This is a genomic window from Lysinibacillus sp. UBA5990 (assembly GCF_002429815.1).
GTDB lineage: Bacteria > Bacillota > Bacilli > Bacillales_A > Planococcaceae > Lysinibacillus > Lysinibacillus fusiformis.
The window spans coordinates 803,943-827,811 of sequence record NZ_DJAY01000015.1 but is presented as its reverse complement, the minus strand read 5'-3'; the positions used below and the strand labels follow the sequence as shown (position 1 = coordinate 827,811).

26 protein-coding genes are annotated in these 23,869 nt (G+C 38.7%); 8 read left to right on the top strand and 18 right to left on the bottom strand.

What is annotated here, in order from left to right; translation table 11 throughout:
* Positions 1 to 8 precede the first annotated feature (8 nt).
* From B3D94_RS16485 to B3D94_RS16470, 4 genes are all read right to left on the bottom strand, one after another.
* Positions 9 to 803, bottom strand: a complete 795-nt coding sequence (locus B3D94_RS16485) for a M55 family metallopeptidase (RefSeq protein ID WP_291758446.1) — start codon at positions 801 to 803, stop codon at positions 9 to 11.
* Positions 800 to 1,501 (bottom strand): M15 family metallopeptidase, encoded by a 702-nt coding sequence (locus B3D94_RS16480; RefSeq protein WP_291758445.1) that lies wholly within the window; start codon positions 1,499 to 1,501, stop codon positions 800 to 802. The genes B3D94_RS16485 and B3D94_RS16480 overlap by 4 nt, the downstream gene beginning before the upstream one ends.
* A gap of 317 nt (positions 1,502 to 1,818) precedes the next feature.
* Positions 1,819 to 2,877 (bottom strand): P1 family peptidase, encoded by a 1,059-nt coding sequence (locus tag B3D94_RS16475; protein ID WP_291758443.1) that lies wholly within the window; start codon positions 2,875 to 2,877, stop codon positions 1,819 to 1,821.
* 1 nt (position 2,878) lies between these two features.
* Positions 2,879 to 3,577, bottom strand: a complete 699-nt coding sequence (locus tag B3D94_RS16470; RefSeq protein ID WP_291760607.1) for an aspartate/glutamate racemase family protein — start codon at positions 3,575 to 3,577, stop codon at positions 2,879 to 2,881.
* Positions 3,578 to 3,763: 186 nt separating this feature from the next.
* Here B3D94_RS16470 and B3D94_RS16465 point away from each other — a divergent pair, with 186 nt between their 5' ends.
* Positions 3,764 to 5,158 (top strand): alanine/glycine:cation symporter family protein, encoded by a 1,395-nt coding sequence (locus B3D94_RS16465; protein ID WP_069480909.1) that lies wholly within the window; start codon positions 3,764 to 3,766, stop codon positions 5,156 to 5,158.
* Positions 5,159 to 5,203: 45 nt separating this feature from the next.
* On the opposite strand, the gene B3D94_RS16460 is transcribed toward B3D94_RS16465, so the two are convergent.
* From B3D94_RS16460 to B3D94_RS16450, 3 genes are all read right to left on the bottom strand, one after another.
* Complete coding sequence (locus B3D94_RS16460; protein WP_069480908.1) at positions 5,204 to 7,165, bottom strand: methyl-accepting chemotaxis protein; 1,962 nt, start codon at positions 7,163 to 7,165, stop codon at positions 5,204 to 5,206.
* 364 nt (positions 7,166 to 7,529) lie between these two features.
* A complete protein-coding gene (locus tag B3D94_RS16455) occupies positions 7,530 to 9,209 on the bottom strand; it encodes a methyl-accepting chemotaxis protein (RefSeq protein ID WP_291758440.1) in 1,680 nt (559 codons plus the stop codon).
* A 156-nt stretch (positions 9,210 to 9,365) separates the two neighbouring features.
* Positions 9,366 to 10,190 carry a hypothetical protein gene (locus B3D94_RS16450; protein ID WP_291758438.1) on the bottom strand — a complete coding sequence of 275 codons (825 nt, stop codon included), beginning with the start codon at positions 10,188 to 10,190 and terminating at the stop codon, positions 9,366 to 9,368.
* A gap of 104 nt (positions 10,191 to 10,294) precedes the next feature.
* Between B3D94_RS16450 and B3D94_RS16445 the strand changes: the two genes are divergently transcribed.
* Positions 10,295 to 10,849 (top strand): delta-aminolevulinic acid dehydratase, encoded by a 555-nt coding sequence (locus B3D94_RS16445; protein ID WP_291758437.1) that lies wholly within the window; start codon positions 10,295 to 10,297, stop codon positions 10,847 to 10,849.
* A 39-nt stretch (positions 10,850 to 10,888) separates the two neighbouring features.
* On the opposite strand, the gene B3D94_RS16440 is transcribed toward B3D94_RS16445, so the two are convergent.
* The 7 genes from B3D94_RS16440 to B3D94_RS16410 all read right to left on the bottom strand — a co-directional run bounded on the left by B3D94_RS16440 (position 10,889) and on the right by B3D94_RS16410 (position 14,347).
* Positions 10,889 to 11,428 carry a DUF1572 family protein gene (locus tag B3D94_RS16440; protein WP_291758435.1) on the bottom strand — a complete coding sequence of 180 codons (540 nt, stop codon included), beginning with the start codon at positions 11,426 to 11,428 and terminating at the stop codon, positions 10,889 to 10,891.
* Positions 11,429 to 11,488: 60 nt separating this feature from the next.
* Positions 11,489 to 12,376 carry a hypothetical protein gene (locus tag B3D94_RS16435; RefSeq protein WP_291758433.1) on the bottom strand — a complete coding sequence of 296 codons (888 nt, stop codon included), beginning with the start codon at positions 12,374 to 12,376 and terminating at the stop codon, positions 11,489 to 11,491.
* Positions 12,369 to 12,881 carry a sigma-70 family RNA polymerase sigma factor gene (locus tag B3D94_RS16430; RefSeq protein ID WP_291758431.1) on the bottom strand — a complete coding sequence of 171 codons (513 nt, stop codon included), beginning with the start codon at positions 12,879 to 12,881 and terminating at the stop codon, positions 12,369 to 12,371. The genes B3D94_RS16435 and B3D94_RS16430 overlap by 8 nt, the downstream gene beginning before the upstream one ends.
* Positions 12,882 to 12,991: 110 nt before the next feature.
* On the bottom strand, positions 12,992 to 13,600 hold the full coding sequence (locus tag B3D94_RS16425) for an SCO family protein (RefSeq protein WP_069480901.1): 609 nt from the start codon (positions 13,598 to 13,600) through the stop codon (positions 12,992 to 12,994).
* A gap of 103 nt (positions 13,601 to 13,703) precedes the next feature.
* Positions 13,704 to 13,826, bottom strand: a complete 123-nt coding sequence (locus tag B3D94_RS16420; protein ID WP_081791145.1) for a YvrJ family protein — start codon at positions 13,824 to 13,826, stop codon at positions 13,704 to 13,706.
* A 67-nt stretch (positions 13,827 to 13,893) separates the two neighbouring features.
* Positions 13,894 to 14,118, bottom strand: a complete 225-nt coding sequence (locus B3D94_RS16415; protein ID WP_069480900.1) for a DUF2922 domain-containing protein — start codon at positions 14,116 to 14,118, stop codon at positions 13,894 to 13,896.
* A gap of 13 nt (positions 14,119 to 14,131) precedes the next feature.
* Complete coding sequence (locus tag B3D94_RS16410; RefSeq protein ID WP_036125071.1) at positions 14,132 to 14,347, bottom strand: DUF1659 domain-containing protein; 216 nt, start codon at positions 14,345 to 14,347, stop codon at positions 14,132 to 14,134.
* Between the two features lie 120 nt (positions 14,348 to 14,467).
* Here B3D94_RS16410 and B3D94_RS16405 point away from each other — a divergent pair, with 120 nt between their 5' ends.
* Positions 14,468 to 14,896: a DUF2621 domain-containing protein gene (locus B3D94_RS16405; protein WP_193833627.1), complete on the top strand. Its 429-nt coding sequence runs from the start codon at positions 14,468 to 14,470 to the stop codon at positions 14,894 to 14,896.
* Positions 14,897 to 15,313: 417 nt separating this feature from the next.
* On the opposite strand, the gene B3D94_RS16400 is transcribed toward B3D94_RS16405, so the two are convergent.
* Genes B3D94_RS16400 through B3D94_RS16390 form a run of 3 tightly spaced genes read right to left on the bottom strand, consistent with a single transcriptional unit; the run spans position 15,314 to position 16,964 of the window.
* Positions 15,314 to 15,808 carry a CcdC family protein gene (locus tag B3D94_RS16400; protein WP_291758425.1) on the bottom strand — a complete coding sequence of 165 codons (495 nt, stop codon included), beginning with the start codon at positions 15,806 to 15,808 and terminating at the stop codon, positions 15,314 to 15,316.
* A gap of 24 nt (positions 15,809 to 15,832) precedes the next feature.
* Positions 15,833 to 16,219 carry a response regulator gene (locus B3D94_RS16395; RefSeq protein WP_008175626.1) on the bottom strand — a complete coding sequence of 129 codons (387 nt, stop codon included), beginning with the start codon at positions 16,217 to 16,219 and terminating at the stop codon, positions 15,833 to 15,835.
* 34 nt (positions 16,220 to 16,253) lie between these two features.
* The gene (locus B3D94_RS16390; RefSeq protein WP_008175625.1) at positions 16,254 to 16,964 is read right to left on the bottom strand and encodes a cytochrome c biogenesis CcdA family protein; all 711 of its coding nucleotides are present in this window, start codon (positions 16,962 to 16,964) and stop codon (positions 16,254 to 16,256) included.
* A 352-nt stretch (positions 16,965 to 17,316) separates the two neighbouring features.
* Here B3D94_RS16390 and B3D94_RS16385 point away from each other — a divergent pair, with 352 nt between their 5' ends.
* The 4 genes from B3D94_RS16385 (at position 17,317) to B3D94_RS16370 (ending at position 21,066) form a co-directional block, all read left to right on the top strand.
* Positions 17,317 to 18,048, top strand: a complete 732-nt coding sequence (locus B3D94_RS16385) for a FadR/GntR family transcriptional regulator (protein ID WP_069480899.1) — start codon at positions 17,317 to 17,319, stop codon at positions 18,046 to 18,048.
* 142 nt (positions 18,049 to 18,190) lie between these two features.
* Positions 18,191 to 18,907, top strand: a complete 717-nt coding sequence (locus tag B3D94_RS16380) for a (Fe-S)-binding protein (RefSeq protein WP_291758420.1) — start codon at positions 18,191 to 18,193, stop codon at positions 18,905 to 18,907.
* A gap of 15 nt (positions 18,908 to 18,922) precedes the next feature.
* Positions 18,923 to 20,353 carry a LutB/LldF family L-lactate oxidation iron-sulfur protein gene (locus tag B3D94_RS16375; protein ID WP_069480897.1) on the top strand — a complete coding sequence of 477 codons (1,431 nt, stop codon included), beginning with the start codon at positions 18,923 to 18,925 and terminating at the stop codon, positions 20,351 to 20,353.
* On the top strand, positions 20,350 to 21,066 hold the full coding sequence (locus tag B3D94_RS16370; RefSeq protein WP_291758418.1) for a LutC/YkgG family protein: 717 nt from the start codon (positions 20,350 to 20,352) through the stop codon (positions 21,064 to 21,066). Before B3D94_RS16375 ends, B3D94_RS16370 begins: the two co-directional genes overlap by 4 nt.
* A 116-nt stretch (positions 21,067 to 21,182) precedes the next feature.
* Here the strand turns inward: B3D94_RS16370 and B3D94_RS16365 are convergent, their stop codons facing one another.
* Positions 21,183 to 22,478, bottom strand: a complete 1,296-nt coding sequence (locus B3D94_RS16365) for an MFS transporter (protein WP_069480895.1) — start codon at positions 22,476 to 22,478, stop codon at positions 21,183 to 21,185.
* A gap of 122 nt (positions 22,479 to 22,600) precedes the next feature.
* Between B3D94_RS16365 and B3D94_RS16360 the strand changes: the two genes are divergently transcribed.
* Positions 22,601 to 23,851, top strand: coding sequence for a helix-turn-helix domain-containing protein (locus B3D94_RS16360; RefSeq protein WP_291758416.1), 1,251 nt, complete (start codon positions 22,601 to 22,603; stop codon positions 23,849 to 23,851).
* The last annotated feature ends 18 nt before the right edge of the window (positions 23,852 to 23,869 follow it).

Sequence of the window (23,869 nt, the reverse complement as noted above, 5' to 3'; positions counted from 1 at the left end):
CCTCACAGTCAAGTTAAAAATTGTAAAATACGTAATACCTCATAAAAATCGTCTGTGATGAATTCTACTGTATTATGTGGTTTAAATGTGGCATTTGGATAAAAGGAATTACGAAAAGCACGTGTATGATCTCGATATATGATTTCTACTATAAAGCGTTCTGGTAATGGTACCTGAATATGTTCTCGTGGCACCTTCATCGAGGATTCTACCAGTCGCTTGGTTTCCATAAGCGTTAGCTTCGGACTGACACTAATAGTTGCATTCCCTATTCCTTCTTTGGTCGCAAAGGTCACAATGTTTTCATTTACTGCATGAATTTCTTCGGTCAAGCCTACATCTCCACTGACAAATGAAACAGGAACACCATGTAATGCCGCTGCATACGTATTGATTAAAAATTCACTCGCATACTCACCATTTATTTTGACATCAGCATACGTGCAAAGTGTATGGGCTAGCGGATTACGCTCGCTTCCCCCTTTACTGTGATAGCCAATAAAAATCGCACGATCAAAGCTTTGATCGAGACCTGCTACCATACACATCGGATCGTAAGTCCAGCCACGGATTACCTTACAGTTGATAGGTAAATATGAAATATCAAGATTGCGTGCTGAATCGTGCGCATCCTTCAATAGTATTTCTGTTGCTCCACCCGCTATCGCCCCGTCAATTGCAGCTTCTACTTCTCGAGTCATTTGTTTTTGAAAAAATTGATAGTCAGGTGCATTTAACTCTGTTTCACTCCATGTAGTTGTACCGGTAATACCTTCTATATCGGCGCTAATATAAACTTTCATTGATATCGAATCTCCTTTATTTCATGATCTAAAATCGTTACCTGAATAGCTCCATAAAAGGCTGTTTTTGCTTGAACTCGTCTCGCCCAGGCCACATTGTGAAAATCGTAATGCCACCATTCCTCTGCATAATTACTAAAGCCTACTTGTGTCATACAGTTATATAATAAACGTCGATGTTGACAAGCCTCTGGATTCTCCTTTGGGTTATGTTCAAAATAGCGTGTAGCTGATTTTTCATTCATTTCATCAAAGGCTGTACCGAGATCCAGAGCTTTCCCTTGTCTATCAGCAAGCGTTATATCAATAGCACCTCCTGTTAAATGGGGTGCCAAATGAGCAGCACCTACACTTGGCAAGGCGACATACTTTTTGGTTGCCTGTAGTAATTCTTGTTCCGCGGCATCTGGCATGATGCGCGCCAATTGCTTTGAAAAATGATTAAATAAATACTGCTGAACTTGGAATGGGCGATAGCCGTCATAGAGGAGCAGGCTATAATCCTTAGGTAATAATGTCAAAGCATGCTGCAAGCGTTCAACTACACCCTCACGTACATAAATGGCTCGTAAACTATTAGAAATTTTTTGCTGATAGTAGATAGGTTCTATAAAAATTCTTCTATGTGCAGCTGTAATCTGTATTAGAGGCTCTTGGCTTTCGCTAACAGATGGGCTCTCAGGAGAGTTTCCATTCAAAGCCGTTCCAATCGATTGAAAGAGGTTTACAATACTAGAACACCCCCACTAAATTATTAGATAATTCAGTTTTTTTAAAATGAATATTATCACATCTCTCTATCGTTGACTAGACAAAAACACAATTATTACAAAATAATGGTTATTCTCTTATAATGACTTATAATCCAGCAACATATCGTCGAAAAATCTCCTTTATCCTCTATTTAAGGATTTTATTCATCACATGCCCCACACATGCTAAAAAAATTATGAATCTTGTATACTTGCGCAAAAAAGGTTATTGAAACACTGTCTATGTCTCAATAACCTTTTCGCTATGCCTTTTGAAAAGAGTAGGCTTCTACTCGATGTCCGTTGCGACCAATTGTTGTTTGTGCCTGAGCTAGTGAATTGAGAATGGCTTCCTCAGTTGCCTCTGCCGCAGCTGCAAATAACCAATTCATAACAGGATGATCCTCACGGAGCTGTGTTCTTGTTTCTACAAGCTGTTCAGACATATGTGGGATGTTGAGCGCAGTTGTAAAGCCTATCACAATGTCTCCACTGCCATGAGAGTAATGGCTGCCTGTCCGACCTAAACCTATCCCACAACGTTTAATGACTCTCTTCAATTGACGACTGCTAAGTGGAGCATCTGTGGCAAGGACTATAATAATCGAACCATCTGTTGGAGCTAGTGTCGAGGCACATTGTATTGTAGGGGCAACATAACGTTCCGCAAAAAATTCGGAACTATGACCAAAATTACTAAGCACCATGCAGCCCACCGTATAGCTAATTTCATCGTTATCGACTTTGACAATACGAGAAGAGGAACCAATTCCCCCTTTATAGCCAAAACACATCATCCCTTTTCCTGCGCCAATGGCCCCTTCTTGCGCTGTATTCGAAGAGGCATTACTGATGGCTTCTATGGCATGCTCAGCTGTTACTGGACATGCTCGGATGGAATTTAAATAACTATCATTGCATTCGCCTACAACCAGATTGATGGTGCCAGTCGTTTGCCCTATGTCCTGATTCATGTCGAGCATATATCGCAATGTTCCCTGCGTAACCGCTGGTACCCCGAATGTATTCGTGAGCATAATCGGTGATTCGATTACACCTAGCTCATTCACCTGCACGAGTCCGGTTGTTTTGCCGAAACCATTTAACACATAGCTAGTCGCTGTAACTTTGTGCTGAAATAAATTCCCCCCATGCGGTAAAATAGCTGTGACACCTGTACAAGCATAACCACCTTCATGATCTAACGACTTATCCAATGTGACATGTCCTACTCGTACCCCTGCAACATCGGTAATACAGTTTTTCTGCCCAACTGGCAATGTCCCCACTTCAATGCCGAATTGCCTTACCTTTCCCTGCATATTACGTTTCCTCCTGAATCGCCATAGATACAGCTGCCTGTGCATGAATAGCCGTTGTATCAAATACTGGTACATCGATATCATGCTGTTGTATGAGCAAGCCAATTTCGGTACAGCCAAGAATCACTCCTTGCGCTCCTGCCTGCACAAGCTCATTGATCACTTGGATATAATAGGTCTTCGAATTTGGTACAATGCTCCCTAAACATAATTCCTCATAAATGATCCGGTTTACTTCCATACGTGAGTTGTGATTCGGCACGATGACCTCTATTCCATACCCCTCTACCCTCGACTTATAAAATTCCTGTTCCATTGTATACATAGTGCCAAGGAGTGCTATTTTTTGTAGGCCAGCCTCTTTTATTTGCTTAGCCGTGGCATCAGCAATATGTAAAATGGGGATAGTGATGGCCTCCTCAATAACTGCTACGACCTTATGCATCGTATTTGTACAAATAACGATAAAATCTGCACCTGCCCGTTCCAGTGACTGTGCGGCTTGAGCAAGCACGAAGCCAGCTTTGTCCCATTGTCCCCTCGCTTGAAAATGCTCAATTTGCTGGAAATCAACACTATACAAAATACATGTTGCAGAATGAAGGCCCCCAAGCTTTTGTTTGACCTGTTCATTTAGAAGCCTATAATATTCGGCTGAGGACTCCCAGCTCATCCCACCAATCAATCCGATTGTTTTCATCATCAAATCTCCCTCCTTTTATTCTATTATTATACGCGTTAGTAGAATAAAAATAAGAGAATTTTCGGAATTTATCACTCTTATAGGAAAAGTCAAAACTTTATTATAATTTATTATATTAGAAAGGTTGATTTTTCATAAAAAAACAGTGTAGACTAAAGCGTACTGTGAAAGGAGGAATAACTTATGGAATGGATTTCAAATATTGTTGATAGTGGAAATAATATTTTATGGACATATATCCTGATTATCTTACTATTAGCCGCAGGACTATATTTTTCATTTGGTACAAAATTTGTACAAATTCGTCTTTTTCCTGAAATGTTTCGTCTAATTGTCGAAAAAAGAGAAGGCGATTCAGGAGTTTCGCCGTTCCAAGCCTTTACGATTAGTGCCGCTTCACGTGTAGGCACTGGTAACATTACAGGTGTTGCCTTAGCCATTGGTGTCGGTGGGCCAGGTGCAGTATTTTGGATGTGGATTATTGCTATATTAGGGATGGCAACAGCCTTCATTGAAAGTACATTAGCACAGGTCTATAAAGTAAAGGATGGCGATACGTTCCGAGGTGGGCCTGCCTATTACATGGAAAAAGCGTTAGGTCAAAGAAAACTAGGTATTATCTTTAGTATTCTATTAACACTAAGTTTTGGATTTATATTTAATGCAGTGCAATCTAATACAATTGCCACTTCAGTTGGGGAAGCATTTGATATAAGTCCAAAGCTCATTGGCGTCTTGCTAGTAGCACTAACAGCATTAATAATTTTTGGTGGTGTACAAAGAATTGTAAAGGTAACACAAGTTCTTGTACCGGTTATGGCCATCTTCTATTTACTTGTAGCCCTTTTTGTTGTGGTGACAAATTTATCAGAAATACCGAATGTCTTTAAATTAATTTTCACACATGCATTTGGTCTACAAGAAGCTGCTGGTGGAGCAATTGGAGTTGCTATCATGCAAGGGGTTCGTCGTGGTTTATTTTCGAATGAGGCTGGGATGGGTAGTGTGCCAAACGCGGCGGCAACTGCCAATACCTCACACCCTGCCAAGCAGGGGCTTGTACAAAGCTTAGGTGTCTTTTTCGATACGATTATGATTTGTACAGCAACAGCCTTTATCATTATTTTAGCTGGTTTATATGATAAAGGTGAAAGCGATGGCATTATTTTGACGCAAAACTCCCTAGCTGTTCATGTAGGGGATTGGGCTCCTTATTTTATTGCCATTTCCATCATCTTCTTTGCCTTCAGTTCAATCATCGGTAACTATTACTATGGTGAATCCAATATCGAATTTATGAATGCCCATAAGGGTTGGATGATTATTTATCGTGTTTTAGTACTAGTTATGGTTATGTTTGGCTCCGTAGCACAAGTTCAACTTGTATGGAATTTAGCAGATTTGTTTATGGGACTCATGGCTCTCATCAATATTGCTATTATCATGATTCTTGGTAAAATTGCCTTCCTTGTATTAGATGATTTTACAGGCCAACGCAAAGCGGGTAAAAATCCTGTCTTTTATGCCAAATCAATTCCGACATTAAAAAATACAGATTGTTGGGAAGAAGATCGATAAAATAGGAACGCCCCTCCATTTAAATGAATGGAAGGGCGTTTTGTTTTAATATTTAAACTGGCTAATTAGTTGTTTTAATTCATCCGCCATATGTGCAAGTGCTTGTGCCGAGGCGTTGATTTCTTCCATTGATGCTAACTGCTCCTCTGTTGAGGCTGCAACATCTTCAGAAGCAGAAGCATTGCCTTTGGCTGAGAAGGCCAAATCTTCCGTCACAGCAGCTACCTCTTGTACACCCGCAGACATTTGCTCAGAGGCAGAAGAAACCTCTTCCATTTTCGGTGTAATTTCATTCATACTTGCCATAATTACATGGAATTTCGTAATGGCTTCATCAGAAATATGTAAACCACTTTGAACATCCTCCGTTACCTTAGCCATAATACTAACAGATTGCTCTGTTTCTTGTTGAATCCCACGTATCAGATCAAAAATTTGTTTAGCCGATTCCTGTGATTGCTCGGCTAGCTTACGGACTTCATCTGCGACAACTGCAAAGCCTTTGCCATGCTCCCCTGCTCTCGCTGCTTCAATAGCGGCATTTAAAGCCAGTAAATTAGTTTGATCCGCAATGCTTGTAATTACATCTAAAATGGATGTAATCTGCTGTGAACGCTCATGTAAGGTTTGAATTTTAGCATTGGAATCAGCAACAGATAAATGAATAGACTGCATTTGATCCTTTGTATTTTGTACAGCTTGTCCGCCCTCATCTGCTTGTAATGTCGCATGCTGTGAAAGGTCCGTCACAGCAGAAGAAATTTCAGCAATATGAAGAATGGCTGTTGAAAGCTCATGTAATGATTCTGCATTTTTATTGGCACTAATAGTCTGACCATCTGCACTTGACGCAACATCTTGAATAGAAATAGCGACTTTTTCGGTTGCTATACTTGTTTGATTCGCATTAGCTGTTAGCTCTTCAGCAGACGATGCCACTTCCTCTGCATTTTGTTCAATTTTTTGAATAAGCGTCCGCAAACTTTCCTGCATATCGTTAAAAGCTTGTCCTAATTGTCCAATTTCATCCTTCGAAGTTATTGTAACAGTCTCTGTCAGGTCACCTTTACTGATCGTAACGGCGCTATCTTTTAATGCTTTAATTGGTTTAATGACAGCCTTCATCACGAAGTAGAAGATTATAGAACTAATAACGACAGCTGCAAGCAGAACTATGATGGTATGAGATAAAATGGATGAAGCAGACTCATCAATTTCCTTGGAAAAGATCGTACCTGTGATTTTCCAATTGGTTACTTCATTCGTCGTATAGAACAAAATACGATCATCGCCGTTAAAGACGTATTCATAGGTACCAGAGGGGCTTTCGTACATTTTATCGAGGAAACTTTCTTTTAGCTTGCCACCCGCTTCTAATGTAGGATGTGAAATGACCAGATTGTCTTCCCCAAAAATAGAGGGATAACCATTTTTCCCAATTCGAATGGAATCTGCAATTTTTTGAAGGTTTGTTAACTTAATATCAATAGCAACAACCCCTGACCGATCCTTGATCTGTTTAGCAACCGTTACAACCATATCACCAGTTCCCGCATCCTTATAAGGGTTAGTAATTAAAGTTTCACCTTTTAAAGCAGTTGCTTGTTTATACCAATCTCGATCTAATGGATTATAGTCCGCATCATTCAATTTTGGTACCTGAGAAAACGAACCATCATTTGTTCCAACATAAATACTTAAAACGTCTGGATTAAGCTGTCCATATTGCTTAAACTTCGATTCTAAAGAAGCTTGTGATTGCTTAACTTGCTGTGCATCTATTTCACTACTAAACACTTGAATGTCATTCATCTTATCAGTAATAGTTTGATCGATAAGCTTATTTAAAATGCCCACACTTTCATTGGCACTAAATAAGATTTCTTCTTCTATAGAATCTTTAGCTGATAAATAAGATAAACTACCTACAGATATAACAGGGATTAGTAATACTAGCGCAAATAGCGTATAAAGCTTGCCCTTAAAACTGCTAAATATTTTTTTCATATATTATTCTCCTTTTGTTTCTTGAAGTGAAAAATATCACTTGTCAGCCTGATATTTGCTAAAACCGTTCCCCACTCTGTATCTGTTTTACATCTCTCCCATATCTTTTATCGGATGAAATATTATTTTTCAAACATATTTATGATTTTTTTATTATTTAGTCTTACAGATAACCACAAATCCCTATAATTGTCAGGAAGAACGAACTATTAGCCCATATCTTCCTAATCATGACTACAAGAAAAATGGCAACTATTAATCCAAACTCTAATGGACTTTGAACTTGCCGATATGATTGGAGAGTAAATAAAAAGAGGTTGCCCAATGATCTATTCGACCACTAGACACCCCCTTTATCATGAACCTAATATTTAAATGTTTGTATGGATTCCTGTAGATCTATCGCCATTTTCGCTAAATGTGTGGAAGCTGCCGCTACTTCCTCCATTGCCGCATTTTGCTCTTCCGAAGAAGCGGCAACACTTTGCACATGACGGCTAGATTTCATAGATACTTCACCTATATAATCAATCTCTTGTACCAGCTGTTCAATATCTTGATGGATGGTACTTATAGCAGCGGTAACTAACTCCGTTTGTGCTTGTACATCAGTAATGGCATCATCAATTTGTATAAAATTATCTCTTGCCACATTGACCTTATTACGACCTACATGCACCGAATCATTGCTATTGACTATATCGTCTTCAATTATTCTTGTACTGTCAGTAATTTGTGCTACTACTTTTTCAATTTCTACTGCTGCAAGACTCGACTCATCTGCCAGTTTGCGTACTTCCTCAGCGACAACGGCAAACCCTTTCCCATGTTCACCGCTTCGTGCTGCTTCAATGGAGGCATTGATAGCAAGTAAATTGGTCTGTGTCGCAATACTTTTTATGACATTCACAGCTGCTACAATGGCTGCAGAATTATCATCTAGATCTTGGACACGCGTATTTAATTCACTCGTGTTAGCTGAAATTTCATCCATCTGTACCGTGGCATCATGGACAGATGAACGACCTAAACTCGCCATATTTTTTGTTTCGACGGTTGCATCATTAACGTTTTGAATGCTAGTGGAAATATCATTCATTTTCTTCAAAATATGGGCCGATAAATTTCGTACATCGCCTGTTAAAGTATCCTGCTCATCAATTCCTTGTGCAATATCTTGAATCGATTCAGTGACGACTTCTGTTGCCTGTGTGACCTCCAAGCTACTAGCTGTTAGCTGCTCAGAGGTCGCTGCTACTTGCTCAGAGGAATCTCCTACTTGCTTCATCATTTGACGAAGTTTTTCTGACATGCTGTTGAATGACTCGGCTAGTTGTGCAAATTCATCCTTTGTTTTGAATTGTAGATGAACGTGTAAATTCCCCTCTGAGAATGTATCCATTTCACTGACCGTTAGTTGGATGTTTTTAGCAATTCTTCTACCAAATACAGTAGCAATAATGATGCTAATGAGGAGAGAAATTGCCGCCAATATCATGATTTCAATACCACTTCTTTCCCCTTTTTCCTTGGTCGCCTCTATATGTGCTAGCATGTCTTCCTGTTGTGCAGTAGCCATCGTCTTTCCAAAGACCACCAGCTTCAAAGATCCATCCCCTAAAATCGGCAAGGCTACTTGCTGAGCCTGTTCTATTGCGCCACGTTTATAAAGCGGAATAATCTGTCCATCTATCGCCTTTTCCCAATCATCAAGCTGTTGTAAAAATTGCTCAAAATCTTGATTGCGTGCGCCTATTTCTTGGAGGCGATTAATGGATGTATGCAAGGTATTGCGAATTTCATGATGATTGTTCAACATTTCTTCCTTACCATATAATATATATCCTCGAATAGCTGCGTTTGCACGCACTGTTTGGAACGAGATATCTTGATATAGATGGATTAATTCCGTATTGTCTTCGATTTCAGCTAGTGTCTTATTATTATTAGTTAAGAAATACATCGCAATAGCTGTAATCATTAATAAGAAGGCTAGCACTATACCAAAAGCAATTTGTAGTTTTCGTTCCACAGTTAATCTCATATGATTCCCTCAATTCTACTGTAATCACCATTGAGTATATCCTACCTAAATCTATTATCCTATAGAATATGTACCTTTCCTCACAAAACATCGCTAAAATTTAACAATAATGAAAACTCCACCTGAAAACTATTGACAATAATATCCACTATCTCGCTAGTTAAAATAGGAAGTAATCCATTGAAAGCCATGGAGATAAAGCGAAAAGAGCGGAAGAAGCAGTACCATTTTCATGAAAAGCTTTCTTTTTTCAACATATTCTCGAATACCTGAAGTAAGCATCATGACACTTAGTAATAATAAGCTATGCTGAGCCCCATATATGTGCATCGAAATTGTGACGGTTAAAGGCAAGATGACAGGAAGAAGAAAATCAGAAGTAAGTCGCTTCCCTTTCTCTTTCATTAATTTTTTTGTCGGAATAGAGTTTGATTTACCTCCTATTAATTTCTTTGCAAGCATATAAGCTAGACTAAAAAATAAAATTGTATAAATAATAAATAATAACAACGGCATTCGGCTTTCTTCATTCAACAAACGAAAATAATCTACCACTTCTTCTGTAGGCAGTTGATAATACTGCATCGTTTTTTGATCCATGAGGAATAATTGTTCGTCCTCCACCATCACTTTGACGGCCATTTCCTTTCCATTATCGAAACGTATATATAAATCGCTTGTTGGGGTAGGTTGGGCTGGTCGACTGATAAGGACTTTTTTAGACCGTAAAGCTTGTTGAAGGTGTTCTGTTTCTTTTACCTCATAACGGTTAAGGTAGAACACATGCTTTAATGGATATATATATTGCTCCTTGCCATCACTTCCAGACATATACCATGCCTGTTGGATAGTTTGAAATTGACTATAAGGTAGAGATACTAGTTCGTCTCTTTGCCTCTCATTGTCCAAAAATAGTAAGAGGGTGATGAAGCTAAGCGTCACACCAAGTAGTAATGTAAATAAATGTCCAACCCGTTTCATAGCTAAAACTCCTTTAATATTTACACATATAGTAATTATTGTCATATACGGTTTACTCATCCAATAAGTTTCATCTATACTAAAGGATGGAGGTGGAACGTGAAATGAGCAAGCCAGAATTATATGTTAACTTAGTAGTAGGACCTAATTGTGATTTTGAATCAATGGCCATTCGAGCTGCACTTGAGTCCTTTGGTGCAAGGGTAACACTTCATTTGATTGGTAGACCCAATGATTTGATTGATGTCTTATCGGGCGTTGATCTTCATGGCAAAATGGATTATCTAATTTTGAACTTTCACGGAGATGAAGGACGGTTTTGTCTGCCTGAGTTAGGGGAGGATGTCTATGAAGATAATGAACCAAAGAGTATATACTTTGGTCCATTGGATGTACAAACTTATAGCCGCCTCCAAGATGTAAAGGTTATTGCAGCAGGCTGTACATTAGGGTGGGAACAGCTCGCAACAGCATTTATGCAAAGTGGCTGTCATTCCTATTTAGCACCAGATGACTATATCGATGGTAACGCGAACCTTATGTTTCTTATTCGCTTTTTCTATGAAATAATCTCTCATCATAAAAATCAGCAGGAAGCATTTGAACTAGCTCAAGCCATTGATTCGGAGACTGCAATGTACAAGCTTTATTTGTCATAAAAAAAGATCGTAGCAACTAAAAAATTGCTACGATCTCTCTTATTTTTCGTGGATGTTTTCAAGCATAGCCTTGTTAAACGCTTGCGACTGTCCCCTCGCTATACTTAACGTTTGCCAGTCAGATCCCTTTACTTGCTTCGCGATATAAATAATTTGACCAATATGCTGTGAATAATGAGCCATTTGTCTTTCTATCGCATCGATTACTGCTAGCTTTTCCCCCCTGATTGTGACATGCCCCTCCAAATCGGATTCTGTAATAGTCGCCAAAGCACCTAAAAATACTTGCCAGCCCTCTTCCCAGACCGCGAGAATAGCTTTTTTTGTATTCAGACTATTGATAAACTCATCATCTCGATTTCGTGTCGTTTTCTCACCATCTGTCGTTAAAAAATCAGTCCAGCGTGAAATCATATTACCACTAACATGTTTAACAATGACCGCGATACTATTGGATTCTTCATTATACGCCCAGTGCAGCTCTGCCCCCTCTAATTGGGCAAGAGCCCCGTCCCCTAACTCTTTCACATTTTTAAACCTTTTTTGGACGACCTGTAAATACGTTTGTGCAATCGTCATAAGCAAACCCCCATCCCCTCTTTTTTATTATTATAAATGGAAAATCTTATAGTTCACTAGCTAATTACCAAGAATAAATTCTCTGATGGTGGTTGCCATTTTTTCCTGCATTTCTTGTGGATCTCCATTTAGTTGGTAACCAATATGATAGACATAGCCATTGTAATATGAATAAAATTCGTTGGCTCTTGTAGTCATTTGATAGATTCTCTTATCCGCTGCGTCATAATTATAGTAAATATAAGGAAAACCTTGATTTGGTGTCATCTCCCGAAATAACAAAGGATTCATAAAATTTAATGCTACATTGGAGATCTTAATGTCCGCAGTATCTTCAATATTTTGAGACTTTACATAGTCTGCTAAGGGATTTCGATCAACATTTGTCACCGTAAAATTAATATATTGTAGATCCACGCCAGTGTAAGATTTTTCTTTAAAACTAAATTGGAATTGCGTTTGCTGACTACCATCATCCATTTTTGATGTTACCGCATATACTTCCTGAATGTTCGGTTTAAATGGCAGATTTTCAGAATTAGTGAGATGGATAGCATTTCCCAGCAAAGTTGCTACTGATTGCATAGCCTCGAAGCCTTGAAGTGGTGCATAGTACTTGATATTTTTTGCCTGACTTAAATAATTTGCTATCGGAAAAAACTGACTGAACGTTGTATCTTTTCCTTCTACTTCTGTATGAAATAAATCGGTGAATAGAAGTTTTTTGCCTTCATCCTCTACCTCTGTCGTCACCTGATCCATTGGTTGTGTTACTTGCCAAGCAATGAAAAATAAAATAGAGCATGTGATCATGATCGTGAATGCACGATTCGTCCATTTTGACTTGGAAGGATACGACTCGTGCTGAACTTGTTGTCGAACCTTTTGAATAATCGCCTCTTTATGTGCCGTGACATCCTGTAACACCTGCATTGTATGATTATCCATGGAAAAGTACCTCCCATTCAATATGTTGTAAATCTATCTTTAATAGTTCCTTCCCCTTCTTCAAACGTGATTTCACCGTACCCTCTGGGATTGCCAGTAGTTCAGCAATTTCTTTAATCGTCATTTCCTCCAAGTAATAATAAACAATCGCTTCTCGCGGCTTGATGGGTAAGCGCAAAATGGCTTCATCTAATAAAGCATGTTCATCTTGAAGAATGAGTGTATCCTCAAAAATGGCTTTTTGCTTTAAAAATTTATGTTGAAATTTAATTTTTCGATAGGCCCAGCTTTTTAAATAATCTTTGCATTTATTGATTGTCATGCGGGCAAGGTATGCCTTCATTTCTCCTCGTTCCTCATATTGTTTTTGATGATAAAATTTAATAAAAACATCCTGCACAATATCCTCTGCTATTTGTAAATCCTTTGTATAGTAATAAGCAATACGAAACAAACTCTCCGTATGTATAGCCATCAGCTGCTCCAATTTTTCTATATCAGACATATACATTCCCTCCTTCTACACTATAAACGATTCCCAACCAGAAAAAGATTATTTTTCCAGATTTTACAGGACATAAAAAAACCGTCTCAAAAGTTCGAGACGGTTGCTAATTATAAATTTTCATCAACATATGTTTCAATATCAGAAGCTATTGTATCAATTGGTACATCTTCAATATTTTCAGCGAAGCCATTATACATTTTAACGATTGTTCCATCTTTATCGACTAGGAAAAATTGATTACCATGGATAACTTGATCACTATTAGGATCGTTTTTCACTAAAATTTTCGTATTTTTAACCGCAAACTGTTCGATATATTTTTGTGAATAACCTGTAAGAAGATTCCATTTAGAATCATCTGGCACATTATATTTACTAATATAGTTGGCTAATACTTCTGGCGTATCAACATCTGGATCTACGGAAAAGGCGACGATATTATAATCCTCTACCCCTTTTTTCTGAAGCTTTTCTTGGACTTGTGCCATATTCAAGGACATTGGTGGGCAAATCGATACACAGTTCGTGAAAATATACATACCGATCCATGGCTTGCCTTTTAAACTTTCAAGCGAAACCGTCTCTCCACGCTGATTGACATGTTCAAAATCAGGTATTTCCAAACTATAATCTGCTTTAAATTTGGAATTCCCACAGGCACCTAGTACAGTCGCACAGGCTAAAAGCAATACTAGCCCAATTAGTTTATGTTTCATGTTAACACTCTCCCTAACCTAACTATCCTCATCCTAACTTAGGCTGTAAGCATTGACAAGAACTTCTAGGTGACAGCTTTCGTACATATTTGTGAAATTAATTTCATTTTAAGGAAACAAGTGCCTCATGAATCGCATCTAGCTTTACTTCGACACGGTGTAATAAATAAAAGGACACTAAAATCGGAAAACCAATATCCGAAATCATGCTTAACCACTGTTCCATTAATTATCCCCCTCTCACTAAGATAAAAATGGCCTTTGCAGTTCTCTTAGCAAAGACCATTTTTGCATTATTCTGTTGCTACATCGAATTCTGTTACTTGTCGGTCTACAATGCGTGCACCTTTGATAGCTGCTAACGACCCAGCTTGTCCAGAAAATACATTTTTAGCCAAAATAGTTTGCATGACCTTTTGAATGTCAGCTGCGGTTATTGCTGGCTTCGGTGCATCAATCGTCAGCGTAGATGTTTTACCATCCACTGTAGCAAATTGTAACTCTAAAACTTGTGCCATCTTCTGATCCCCCTTAAGTTAATTCGCTTGTCTCTTGCTTTTCAATACCAGCCAGTGCTTGTGATGAGAGACTGGCCATCCCTTGTGCGACAGCTACTAAATCTTCTACGCTATGTGTCTTAGCAATATTACGATACGATTTAGTAGTGAATGTTGGCTCGTTTTGCTCATTGTAGCCTTCCACATATTTAAGTCGCAGTGTAGCATGTAAAAAATTCTCATTCGCCATACATCTCACCTCCCTTCAAACACTATATAAAGACGAATTGCTAAAAAAGGGACATTATAGGATGAATTTTCTTTCGGAAGCTCTTATAATAGAATCAGAGAAGGCAAAGAGGTGAACGATTTGTTACAAGGTTGGTTTTTATGGTTTATTTTATTTTGGGTAGTTGTCCTCATTTCATTGATGGCGATTGGCGGCTTTTTCATGTTCCGCAAGTTTTTAAAAGCACTCCCAAAGCAGGATGGAAAGTCTGATTTAGATTGGCAGGAATTTTATTTAGATAAAACAATCCATTTATGGGGACAAGCTGAAAAAGAGTTACTCTATGAGCTTGTAAGCCCTGTCCCTGAGCTCTTTAGACAAGTAGCAAAGGAGAAAATTGCAGGGAAAATTGGCGAGCTCGCTTTAGAGGAAAAAGCATCTGCCATAAATAATGACCTCATTATTCGCGGCTACATCCAAGCAACGCCGAAACGCGATCACAAATTTTTACGCAAAAAATTAGAGCAAATGCAAATTGACATCGCCCCCTACGAACATTTATTTGAATAAAGTAAGCTACGCTGCACATAAACTTGTGCAGCGTTTTTTTGGATCGATTGGGGTTGTTCTTCGTTTCTTTTTTAGCGTGGCATCCTTATTTGCGGTTTTACGGCCCTATGATGGCTCTATCCGCCACTTTTGTTGGGCTAGCCTCATTTGAAGTTCTATCCACCACTTCGCTGGTTTTATCTGCCTCTTTTGCGGAGATAGCCTCATTTGGTGCCCTAGCCACCACTTTACTCGATCTATCCGTCACTTTGCTGGTTTTTATCCGTCTCATTTATCGGAACATCCTCATTTGGCGCTCTATCCGTCACTTTCCTCGCTCCACCCACCACTATGACCATTCAATCCACCACAAGCATGACAAGTCAATCTGCCCCACCTCCTAACTCAGAGCATAAAAAAACTACACCAGTTTGAGTACTAGTGTAGTTGAGGAATCGTTTTTTTGATTTTTTTAAACTGGATCAGCATGGCAATTCGCCAAGGTACTAACATGGCGAAGGCTAGGATCCAGAACATGCCTGCTAATTCGCCGACATCGATGGAGTTGCTTAAAATCATTTTGGCCACTACTCGGAATATTAATAAACCAAATAATATAAAAACGAATGCTTTTGAACGTTTTAAATAAATATCTCGACCCTTCACTTCAAATTTGGAAGTGGCAATTAATATGGTCGAGAACACCATTCCTACAGCGGCTGCTTCTAATATTTGCATGGGTGGCACTCGGAATTGTTCAAATAAAAACATGAGCGCACCAGAAGACATCGCGATTGGCGGAATAATAATTTTCTTCTCATTTGTTGGAATTTTGGAAGCTCTCATACGTATGACCATGACAAAGCTACCCATAAGAATGGCCATAATGGTTGACCCAATAACATAATAGTGAGAAGGGATATTGCTTAACATAAAAGATCCTCCTCTAATGTCAAATTAGCAATTTTGTCCAAGTAATTGGTCAGCGACGGCTCTTAATCTTTCTGGCTCAAAAGGCTTGGTAATAAAATCTTTTGCCCCACTTTCAATCGCTTCTACAATTAACTTTTGTTGGCCTAATGCTGTTACCATAATTATTTTTGCATTTGGAAACTCTGGGATAATTTTTTTTACTGCCGCAATACCAGTCATAACGGGCATCGTTACATCCATTGTTACTAAGTCTGGTTGTAACTCTCGATACATAGCCACAGCTTCTTTACCATTTGCTGCCTTACCTACTACCTCGTAACCCCATTCTGAAAACATATTACTGATTGCAACACGCATAAATAGCGTATCATCCACTACTAAAACTGTAGGCACATGTTCATCTCCCTCCACGTTAAAGTACGGTATGCCTCTTTAGTGTATCAAATTAAAAGCCTGTAAATCCACCGAAAATAGGCTGTAATATACGAGTAATATACGTTAATCCATCAAAGAATAACAAAATACCCACGGCAATCATTATATAACCACCGATTTTCACGATTTTTTGGCTGTGTGTGCGAATCCATGTCATACGTGAAATAAAGAACGATAACACAAAGAATGGAATCGCGAACCCTAAATAATAGGCGAACATATAACTAAAGCCCGCTCCTGGGTTTGTACTAGCCAACATTATAATAGAAGCTAAAATTGGTCCTGTACATGGTGTCCATCCTGCCGCAAAGGCAATACCAATTAAAACGGATCCCAAATAGCCAGATGGTCGATTTTTAAATTGAAACTTTCGATCCTTCATGAGGAAATCAATTTGTAGTAATCCTACAATCATTAAACCAAATACTACGATTAAAATGGCACCAACCTGACGTAGTAAAGTTTGATAGTTCAGGAAAAACTCTGCCGCATATGAGGCACTTAGTCCAATTATGATAAAAATAATTGAAAATCCTAGTAAAAAGAATAGTGTGTGGAAAATGGCACGCTTTTGTAGCATCCCTTTTTCTGATTTTAGCTCATCTAATGTCATACCAGTTATGTACGATAAAAATGCTGGATACAATGGGAGGGTACATGGTGAAATAAAACTTAAAAACCCTGCACCAAAAGCTAAAAATACGTTAATATCTGATCCCATATTTTCGATCGCTCCTTACAGTTACTGCATCCATCGTACCAAAAAACATGATAAATTGCGCCCTTCCTGATTGTGAACGTTTCATGGCAAAATGATGAGATTTCTGAAAAGTTCTTCCCATACATGTAGAACACTTAATAAGCTACTTCTGCATTATGCGCCCCTGTTGATTTTCTGTCAACAAAATTCGCCATTATTCTACATCATCAAATAGGTTGGTAAATCTCATTTAAATCAGCTCTGCACCCATTTTTTATAGTCCATATATGGTTAATTAGTGAGTGAATCACTGATCTTCATGTATACTATTCATAACAAACGCGCATTTGATTGAAAAAAGAGGTGTAGCTCCTTGGAATTAAGAAAAATAAAACCTAAAAAAATCTATGAAGAAGTGACCGAAATTTTGCATGAAAAAATAAGAGCGGGTGTTTTAAAGCCTGGTGATCGACTGGACTCAGTAGAACAGCTTGCTGAACAATTACAAGTTAGCCGTTCTGCTGTGCGAGAGGCGCTATCTGCCTTAAAGGCAATGGGATTGATTGAAATCAAACAAGGCTCTGGGACTTTTGTAAAAAGTGTGCCGCCAAATAGACTGGATTTCCCATTATCTACAGCCATGTTATCAAATAAACTTGATATTGCCCGTTTATTAGAAGTGCGCAAGATCATTGAGGTAGGAGCAGCAGCAAGTGCCGCCATCAACCGTACAGAACAGGATGTTCAAGCAATGTTCCAAATTTTAGATGACATGAAACAAGCCCATGGAGACGGTGAACTTGGTGAAAAAGTGGATTATCAATTTCATGTGGCGATTGCGACGGCCTCCCAAAATCCCCTACTTGCTACCATTCTAGATCAAGTTTCTGGTCTAATGATTGATACGATGAAAGAAACACGCCGCATTTGGTTGTACTCTAAAAAAACAACAAGCGAGCAACTATATGAAGAACATATGAAAATCTTCCTTGCTATTCAGCAACAAAATGAAGAATTGGCTAAACAGGCGATGACCTCTCATTTAAGCAATGTTGAAAAAGTTCTATTACAGTATTTTGAAACAACCGACTCTAATCCACTTTAAAACAGCCTAGCTCTCGACTAGGTTGTTTTATTTTTTCTGAAAATTCCATCAAAACACCTTCTTTCTTAGAAAAATTTGTAGTATGATACATATAGCTATAAGTCATCTGATGACCTGTTGTTTATAAAAAGGAGCGATGCATATGAAAGTAACTCTCTTTGCTACTTGCCTAGTAGATATGTTTCAAGGAGATGTCGGGAAAGCCGTTGTGGAAGTATTAGAAAGACTTGGCTGTGAAATTGATTTTCCTGAGCAGCAAATTTGCTGTGGACAGCCTGCCTATAATAGTGGCTATGTGAAAGAATCCAAAAGTGCGATGAAAAGAATGATCACTGCCTTCGAGCATGCCGAATACGTTGTTTCCCCCTCTGGTTCTTGTACTTATATGTTTAAGGAATATCCAGAGGTTTTTAAGGGAGATCCTGTATGGGAATCAAAAGCAAGTGCATTGGCAGCCAAAACATATGAATTTACTGAATTTATTGTCAATGTATTAAAGCTGGAGGATGTTGGAGCACAATTAGAGGGCAAAGCTACTTACCATACATCCTGCCATATGACTCGACTCCTTGGAGTGACTGAGGCTCCAATAAAGTTATTACAAAACGTCGATGGTTTACAGTATGTGGAGCTCCCCGGAAAAGATAGGTGCTGTGGGTTTGGTGGTACATTCTCTGTCAAAATGGGCAATATTTCTGGCGAAATGGTTCATGAAAAGGTCCACCATGTAGAGGAAACAGGGGCGGATTATTTAATTGGAGCAGATGCTGGCTGTTTAATCAATATTGGTGGCCGTATTCATCGCCAAGGTAAACCGATTAAAGTGATGCATATTGCAGAGGTTTTAAATTGCCGATAAGAGGGGGAAACATTAATGGCCATGAAAACTAGTAATGAACGCTTTCAGGACCGTGTCACAAATGAGCTTGACAATCCATTTATGCGTAGTGCTGTTTCTAATGCTCAGGAGCGCTTTCAAACTCGTCGTCTACAACAAATTCAGGAACTTGGAGATTGGGAAGAATGGCGTTCACATGGAGAGGAAATACGTAAACATGTTTTAGAAAATCTAGATTATTACCTTTACCAATTAAGTGAAAATGTTGCCACAAGAGGTGGCCATGTTTGCTTTGCTCAAACTGCTCAAGAAGCGACAGCTTATATTCAAGATATTGCGAAAAAGAAAAATGCCTCTAAAATTGTTAAGTCAAAATCAATGGTAACCGAGGAAATTAACCTTAATGCTGCTTTAGAGGAACTAGGCTGTGAAGTGATAGAAACGGACTTAGGTGAATACATTTTGCAGGTTGCAGATCACGAACCTCCATCCCATATTGTGGCTCCTGCTCTGCATAAAAACAAAGAGCAAATTCGAGATGTGTTTAAAGAAAAACAGGGTTACGATCAATCGGAAAAGCCCGAGGAGCTTGCTCTTTATGTGCGTGAAAAACTACGCGATGAATATTTAACTGCCGATATCGGTATAACAGGCTGTAATTTTGCCATTGCTGAAAGTGGATCGATTACTCTAGTCACCAATGAAGGCAATGCTGATTTAGTTACGGCTCTGCCAAAAACTCAAGTCACTGTTATGGGTATGGAAAGAATTGTTCCTACCTTTGAAGAAATGGAGGTTCTTGTTAGCTTATTAACACGTAGTGCTGTAGGTCAAAAGCTGACAAGCTATATTACCACGCTTACAGGAATTAAAGATGAGGATGATACAGATGGGCCTGAAGAATTCCATTTAGTCATAGTGGATAATGGTCGCTCTGCCATTCTTGGTGGTGAATTTCAGCCTATTTTACAATGCATTCGCTGTGCCGCCTGTGTCAATGCTTGCCCTGTTTATCGTCATGTAGGTGGGCATACGTATGGCTCTATCTATTCGGGCCCTGTTGGTGTGGTCCTTTCTCCATTATTAGGAGGCTATGATGATTTTAAAGAGCTCCCCTATGCCTCAACGCTATGTGGTGCCTGTACGGATGCTTGCCCCGTAAAAATACCTTTACATCAGCTTATTCATAGACATCGTCAGGTCATCGTTGAAAATGAAGGCAAAGCACCCGTTTCCGAAAAGCTATTAATGAAGGCATTTGGCTTAGGGGCATCTTCTCCTACTTTGTATAAAATAGCTACAAAAATGGCCGCTCCTGCAATGGCTCCATTCACGAAAGACCATACGATTACTAAAGGTCCAGGTCCTTTAAAAGCATGGACTGAAGCACGAGATTTCCCTGCACCGAATAAAAACAGTTTCAGAGATTGGATGAAACACCGCACAAAAGGAGATGAGGAATCATGACGGGTACCATTCTGGATCGAGAGAATTTTTTAGCAAACATTGCACAGCAGTTTGGGCGTTCACCTATTACAACGCTTCAACGCCCCACTTGGCAGTATCAACCACAAAATCGTACATTAAAAGATGCTACAAGCGACGAATTACTAGAGATTTTCATGAAACAATGCGCCAACATTCATACGAATATCGTGATTTCCAATTGTGCCAAGCTTCCTCAAGATCTTCAATCTGTTGTGGACCATTATGGCGGACAATCCGTCATTACTTCTAAGGATGAACGATTTCAAGATTACGGACTATCTAAATTAATGACAGAAAAATGGCCGCAGTCTAATATTCAATATTATGAATGGAATTCACAGCAACCAGAGGAAAATATTCACTATGCTGAAAAAGCCAATATTGGTTTGACCATTAGCGAGATGACACTTGCTGAATCAGGGACGGCTGTACTTTTTAGCAGTAGGGATCAAGGAAGAAGTATTAGCTTCTTACCTAAAAAATCAATCATTTTAATCCCGAAAAGTACAATTGTTCCACGTATGACACAAGCAGCACAGTGGATTCGTGAAAAAATCAAAAATGGAGAAAAAATTCCTTCTTGTATTAACTTCATTACAGGTCCTAGTAACTCAGCGGATATCGAAATGATTTTAATCGTTGGTGTACATGGGCCAATTCAAGCCACCTATATCGTCATCGAGGATCGCTAAGCTCATTAAAGTTGTTGGTATTTGCTACTTCAGGCGGTTGCAGTACTCTTATAGAAAGAAAACAAAAGCTATCGTGACGTCACGATAGCTTTTACTCTATAGTCATAGACATGCATTTATGTTGTTGAATGAGGCACGCTTTTTGTTATGTCTTCTTTTTCATAATACTCTGGATGTGCTTCTTTTAAGATGGAAGTACGTAGCATCACAAGTGAAATCGTAATGATTATGACGCTTGTAACAGGCAATATGATCGTGGCTGGTATAGCATCGTATAATACTCCATATACAACCATACCAATTGGCATCATGGACATTGCCATTGTTTCCATCAGACCGAAAACGCGTCCGCGGAATTCTTCTGAGATGTTTTTTTGCATATAGACCCCTATTGGCATATTAATACCCATTTCGAAAATGGCGAAAATAAAATAAATGATTAGATAAAAACTAACAATCGCGATATAGGAAAAATTCGTGACTAATGGAATGATTGCTAAGGCTAGACTACCTGCTAACAGTAATAAGCTTATTTTTGAGAAACGTAATGGTGCTTTGACTTCTGGTCTTGTCGCGAAATAAAGAGAAGCTATAAGCATACCCCCTGCACCTGATGCCTGAATAAAACCAAAATGCGTTGATTTTACTTTTAGCAATTCAATGATAATAAACGTTCCTCCAACAGCGATGGCAGAAAAGAATAGATTAATCCATAATGCCACCCACATGATTGTTTTTATGACTTTACGCTGTTTGATATAATAGAAGCCGCCTTTAAGCCCTTCCCACACTTTTTCCTTCTTTACATCTTCTCCTCTTGTACTATAGAGTTTAAAATCCATTGTTGCCTCTAAGCAAAACGCCATGATATACGCTACGATATTAACCATTAAAAATACGTCAATATTGAAAAATCCATACATCATGCCGCCAATGACTGGTCCCCCAATGGCAGCCACCGACATTGATAATTGATTAAATGACATCGCACGCTGTAAACGTTCTGGATTTACAAGTGTAGCAATTGCAGATGAAAACGTGACCCCTGAAAATGCGGAACATATTGTATTAAAGACTGTAGCTATGTAAATAGCATATACCGACATCCCTACCGTTTCTGTATAAATCAGTAATCCCCCTACGGTCAAAATGGTCCCTGCCTGTGCTAATAAAATCGTTCGTTTTTTTGAAAAATTATCCGCTACATAACCTGCCAAAGGCGCTACGAGAGCACGAGGTAACACAGAACAAATCATATTAGTCGCAAAGCTCATGGCGGACCCTGTCATGGCTAATATATATAGGCTAAAACCAAACGCCATGACATGTGCCCCTAGCATGGCAATCATTTTACTCGCTGTAAATGTCCATAAATGATAGGTCGCCTTTTTTAATTTCTCCGCTTCATTCATCTCAAAACCCCTCCGTTTTTAACTAAATTAAAAAGTTTAATTTTATTAAACAAAATATACCATAGCTTCCTCTTCCCACGCAAGGAAAAGTTTAATATAATTAAACAAAAGGAGGCGAGGCAGTGAACTCTCTAGGCGCACGAATTCGCAAATTAAGGAAAGAAAAAAAATTAACATTAGAGGCGCTTGCCGGTGATCGTCTAACAAAAGGAATGCTAAGTCAAATAGAAAATGAAAAGGCCAAGCCCTCTATGGAAAGTCTTGACTATATTGCTGAACGGTTAGGTGTAAAGGCTAGTGAATTACTCGAAGAAGTAGCCCCCTCATCCATTCGTTCACTTTTAGAGCAGGTAGAAATTTTATTTGCAGAGGTAAAATGGGGAGACATAGTTCGTCATCAAGAAATTGTTGATTTGATAAAACCATCAGTAGAGGGCCTTCCTGATAGTTACGAAGCAGGCCGTTTATTGTATATATATGCTGTCACACAGTATGAAATGGGATTAACTTCATGGGAAACATCCCTCCTTCAAGCTCGCACTATCTTTAAGGAGATTAATTTACTTAGCCATTGGTTCAAAACATTCATCCTGCAAATGAACATATTGGCGGAAAAACGTCAATATGACTTGGCCTATGCCTGTATTTTACAGGCGCAAGAAATTATTGAACAAGAGGATTATCAGTTTGATTCTCGTGACGCTTTATTAATGGCTTATTATACAAGCATTTTACAGCTTGCCATCGGAGAACATGAGGTAGGGAAAAAATTGATAAACGAAACCATTACAAATGCTCATAAAAACCAACTGTTCTATAAAATTGATGATATGTATCGTATCGGCGCTTATTGTGCAATGATTGACCATGACTTTGAACAAGCTGAGCATATGTTTATGAAGCTAGAGCAATATCGGGCATTTGCCGAACGCGCACTAGTAGATGCTTTAATCTATATTTTACGGGCACATTATTATAATAATTACATGTTTAATTATGAGCAGGCGTTAATAGAAATCGAGAGCTTTAATGAGCTCAAGCATGAGGATTTAGAAATTTTGGATTCAAACTATTATTATGCGGAAAAAGGAAAGTCCTTATATTTACTCGGTCGTTATGAGGAGGCAAGGACTGCGTTTGAGCATTTCCAAGCAACACCTATTTTCGTCAGCCATCCATATGATATTTTAGGCTTAAATGAATGCTTTTCCTATAAGGCCCTTTGCTATGCCCATTTCGGGGAACTGACAACCGCCTATGACATCGCAAAAATGGCATACAACGATTCACTGGATTTAGTTGATTTACCTTATAAACGCAAAATCGAAGAAGTCTATCTGACGATTAAGGCACAGATCGATTCTACATCTTAATATGAAAGGGATTGCACT

Bases quoted from the DNA above. Each gene is read 5' to 3' on its own strand.
- B3D94_RS16485 (WP_291758446.1), bottom strand. From the start codon at position 803: ATGAAAGTTTATATTAGCGCCGATATAGAAGGTATTACCGGTACAACT.
- B3D94_RS16475 (WP_291758443.1), bottom strand. From the start codon at position 2,877: ATGCAGGGAAAGGTAAGGCAATTCGGCATTGAAGTGGGGACATTGCCA.
- B3D94_RS16470 (WP_291760607.1), bottom strand. From the start codon at position 3,577: ATGAAAACAATCGGATTGATTGGTGGGATGAGCTGGGAGTCCTCAGCC.
- B3D94_RS16465 (WP_069480909.1), top strand. From the start codon at position 3,764: ATGGAATGGATTTCAAATATTGTTGATAGTGGAAATAATATTTTATGG.
- B3D94_RS16460 (WP_069480908.1), bottom strand. From the start codon at position 7,165: ATGAAAAAAATATTTAGCAGTTTTAAGGGCAAGCTTTATACGCTATTT.
- B3D94_RS16455 (WP_291758440.1), bottom strand. From the start codon at position 9,209: ATGAGATTAACTGTGGAACGAAAACTACAAATTGCTTTTGGTATAGTG.
- B3D94_RS16450 (WP_291758438.1), bottom strand. From the start codon at position 10,190: ATGAAACGGGTTGGACATTTATTTACATTACTACTTGGTGTGACGCTT.
- B3D94_RS16445 (WP_291758437.1), top strand. From the start codon at position 10,295: ATGAGCAAGCCAGAATTATATGTTAACTTAGTAGTAGGACCTAATTGT.
- B3D94_RS16440 (WP_291758435.1), bottom strand. From the start codon at position 11,428: ATGACGATTGCACAAACGTATTTACAGGTCGTCCAAAAAAGGTTTAAA.
- B3D94_RS16435 (WP_291758433.1), bottom strand. From the start codon at position 12,376: ATGGATAATCATACAATGCAGGTGTTACAGGATGTCACGGCACATAAA.
- B3D94_RS16430 (WP_291758431.1), bottom strand. From the start codon at position 12,881: ATGTCTGATATAGAAAAATTGGAGCAGCTGATGGCTATACATACGGAG.
- B3D94_RS16425 (WP_069480901.1), bottom strand. From the start codon at position 13,600: ATGAAACATAAACTAATTGGGCTAGTATTGCTTTTAGCCTGTGCGACT.
- B3D94_RS16420 (WP_081791145.1), bottom strand. From the start codon at position 13,826: ATGGAACAGTGGTTAAGCATGATTTCGGATATTGGTTTTCCGATTTTA.
- B3D94_RS16415 (WP_069480900.1), bottom strand. From the start codon at position 14,118: ATGGCACAAGTTTTAGAGTTACAATTTGCTACAGTGGATGGTAAAACA.
- B3D94_RS16410 (WP_036125071.1), bottom strand. From the start codon at position 14,347: ATGGCGAATGAGAATTTTTTACATGCTACACTGCGACTTAAATATGTG.
- B3D94_RS16400 (WP_291758425.1), bottom strand. From the start codon at position 15,808: ATGTTAAGCAATATCCCTTCTCACTATTATGTTATTGGGTCAACCATT.
- B3D94_RS16390 (WP_008175625.1), bottom strand. From the start codon at position 16,964: ATGGGATCAGATATTAACGTATTTTTAGCTTTTGGTGCAGGGTTTTTA.
- B3D94_RS16380 (WP_291758420.1), top strand. From the start codon at position 18,191: ATGAAAGTAACTCTCTTTGCTACTTGCCTAGTAGATATGTTTCAAGGA.
- B3D94_RS16375 (WP_069480897.1), top strand. From the start codon at position 18,923: ATGGCCATGAAAACTAGTAATGAACGCTTTCAGGACCGTGTCACAAAT.
- B3D94_RS16370 (WP_291758418.1), top strand. From the start codon at position 20,350: ATGACGGGTACCATTCTGGATCGAGAGAATTTTTTAGCAAACATTGCA.
- B3D94_RS16365 (WP_069480895.1), bottom strand. From the start codon at position 22,478: ATGAATGAAGCGGAGAAATTAAAAAAGGCGACCTATCATTTATGGACA.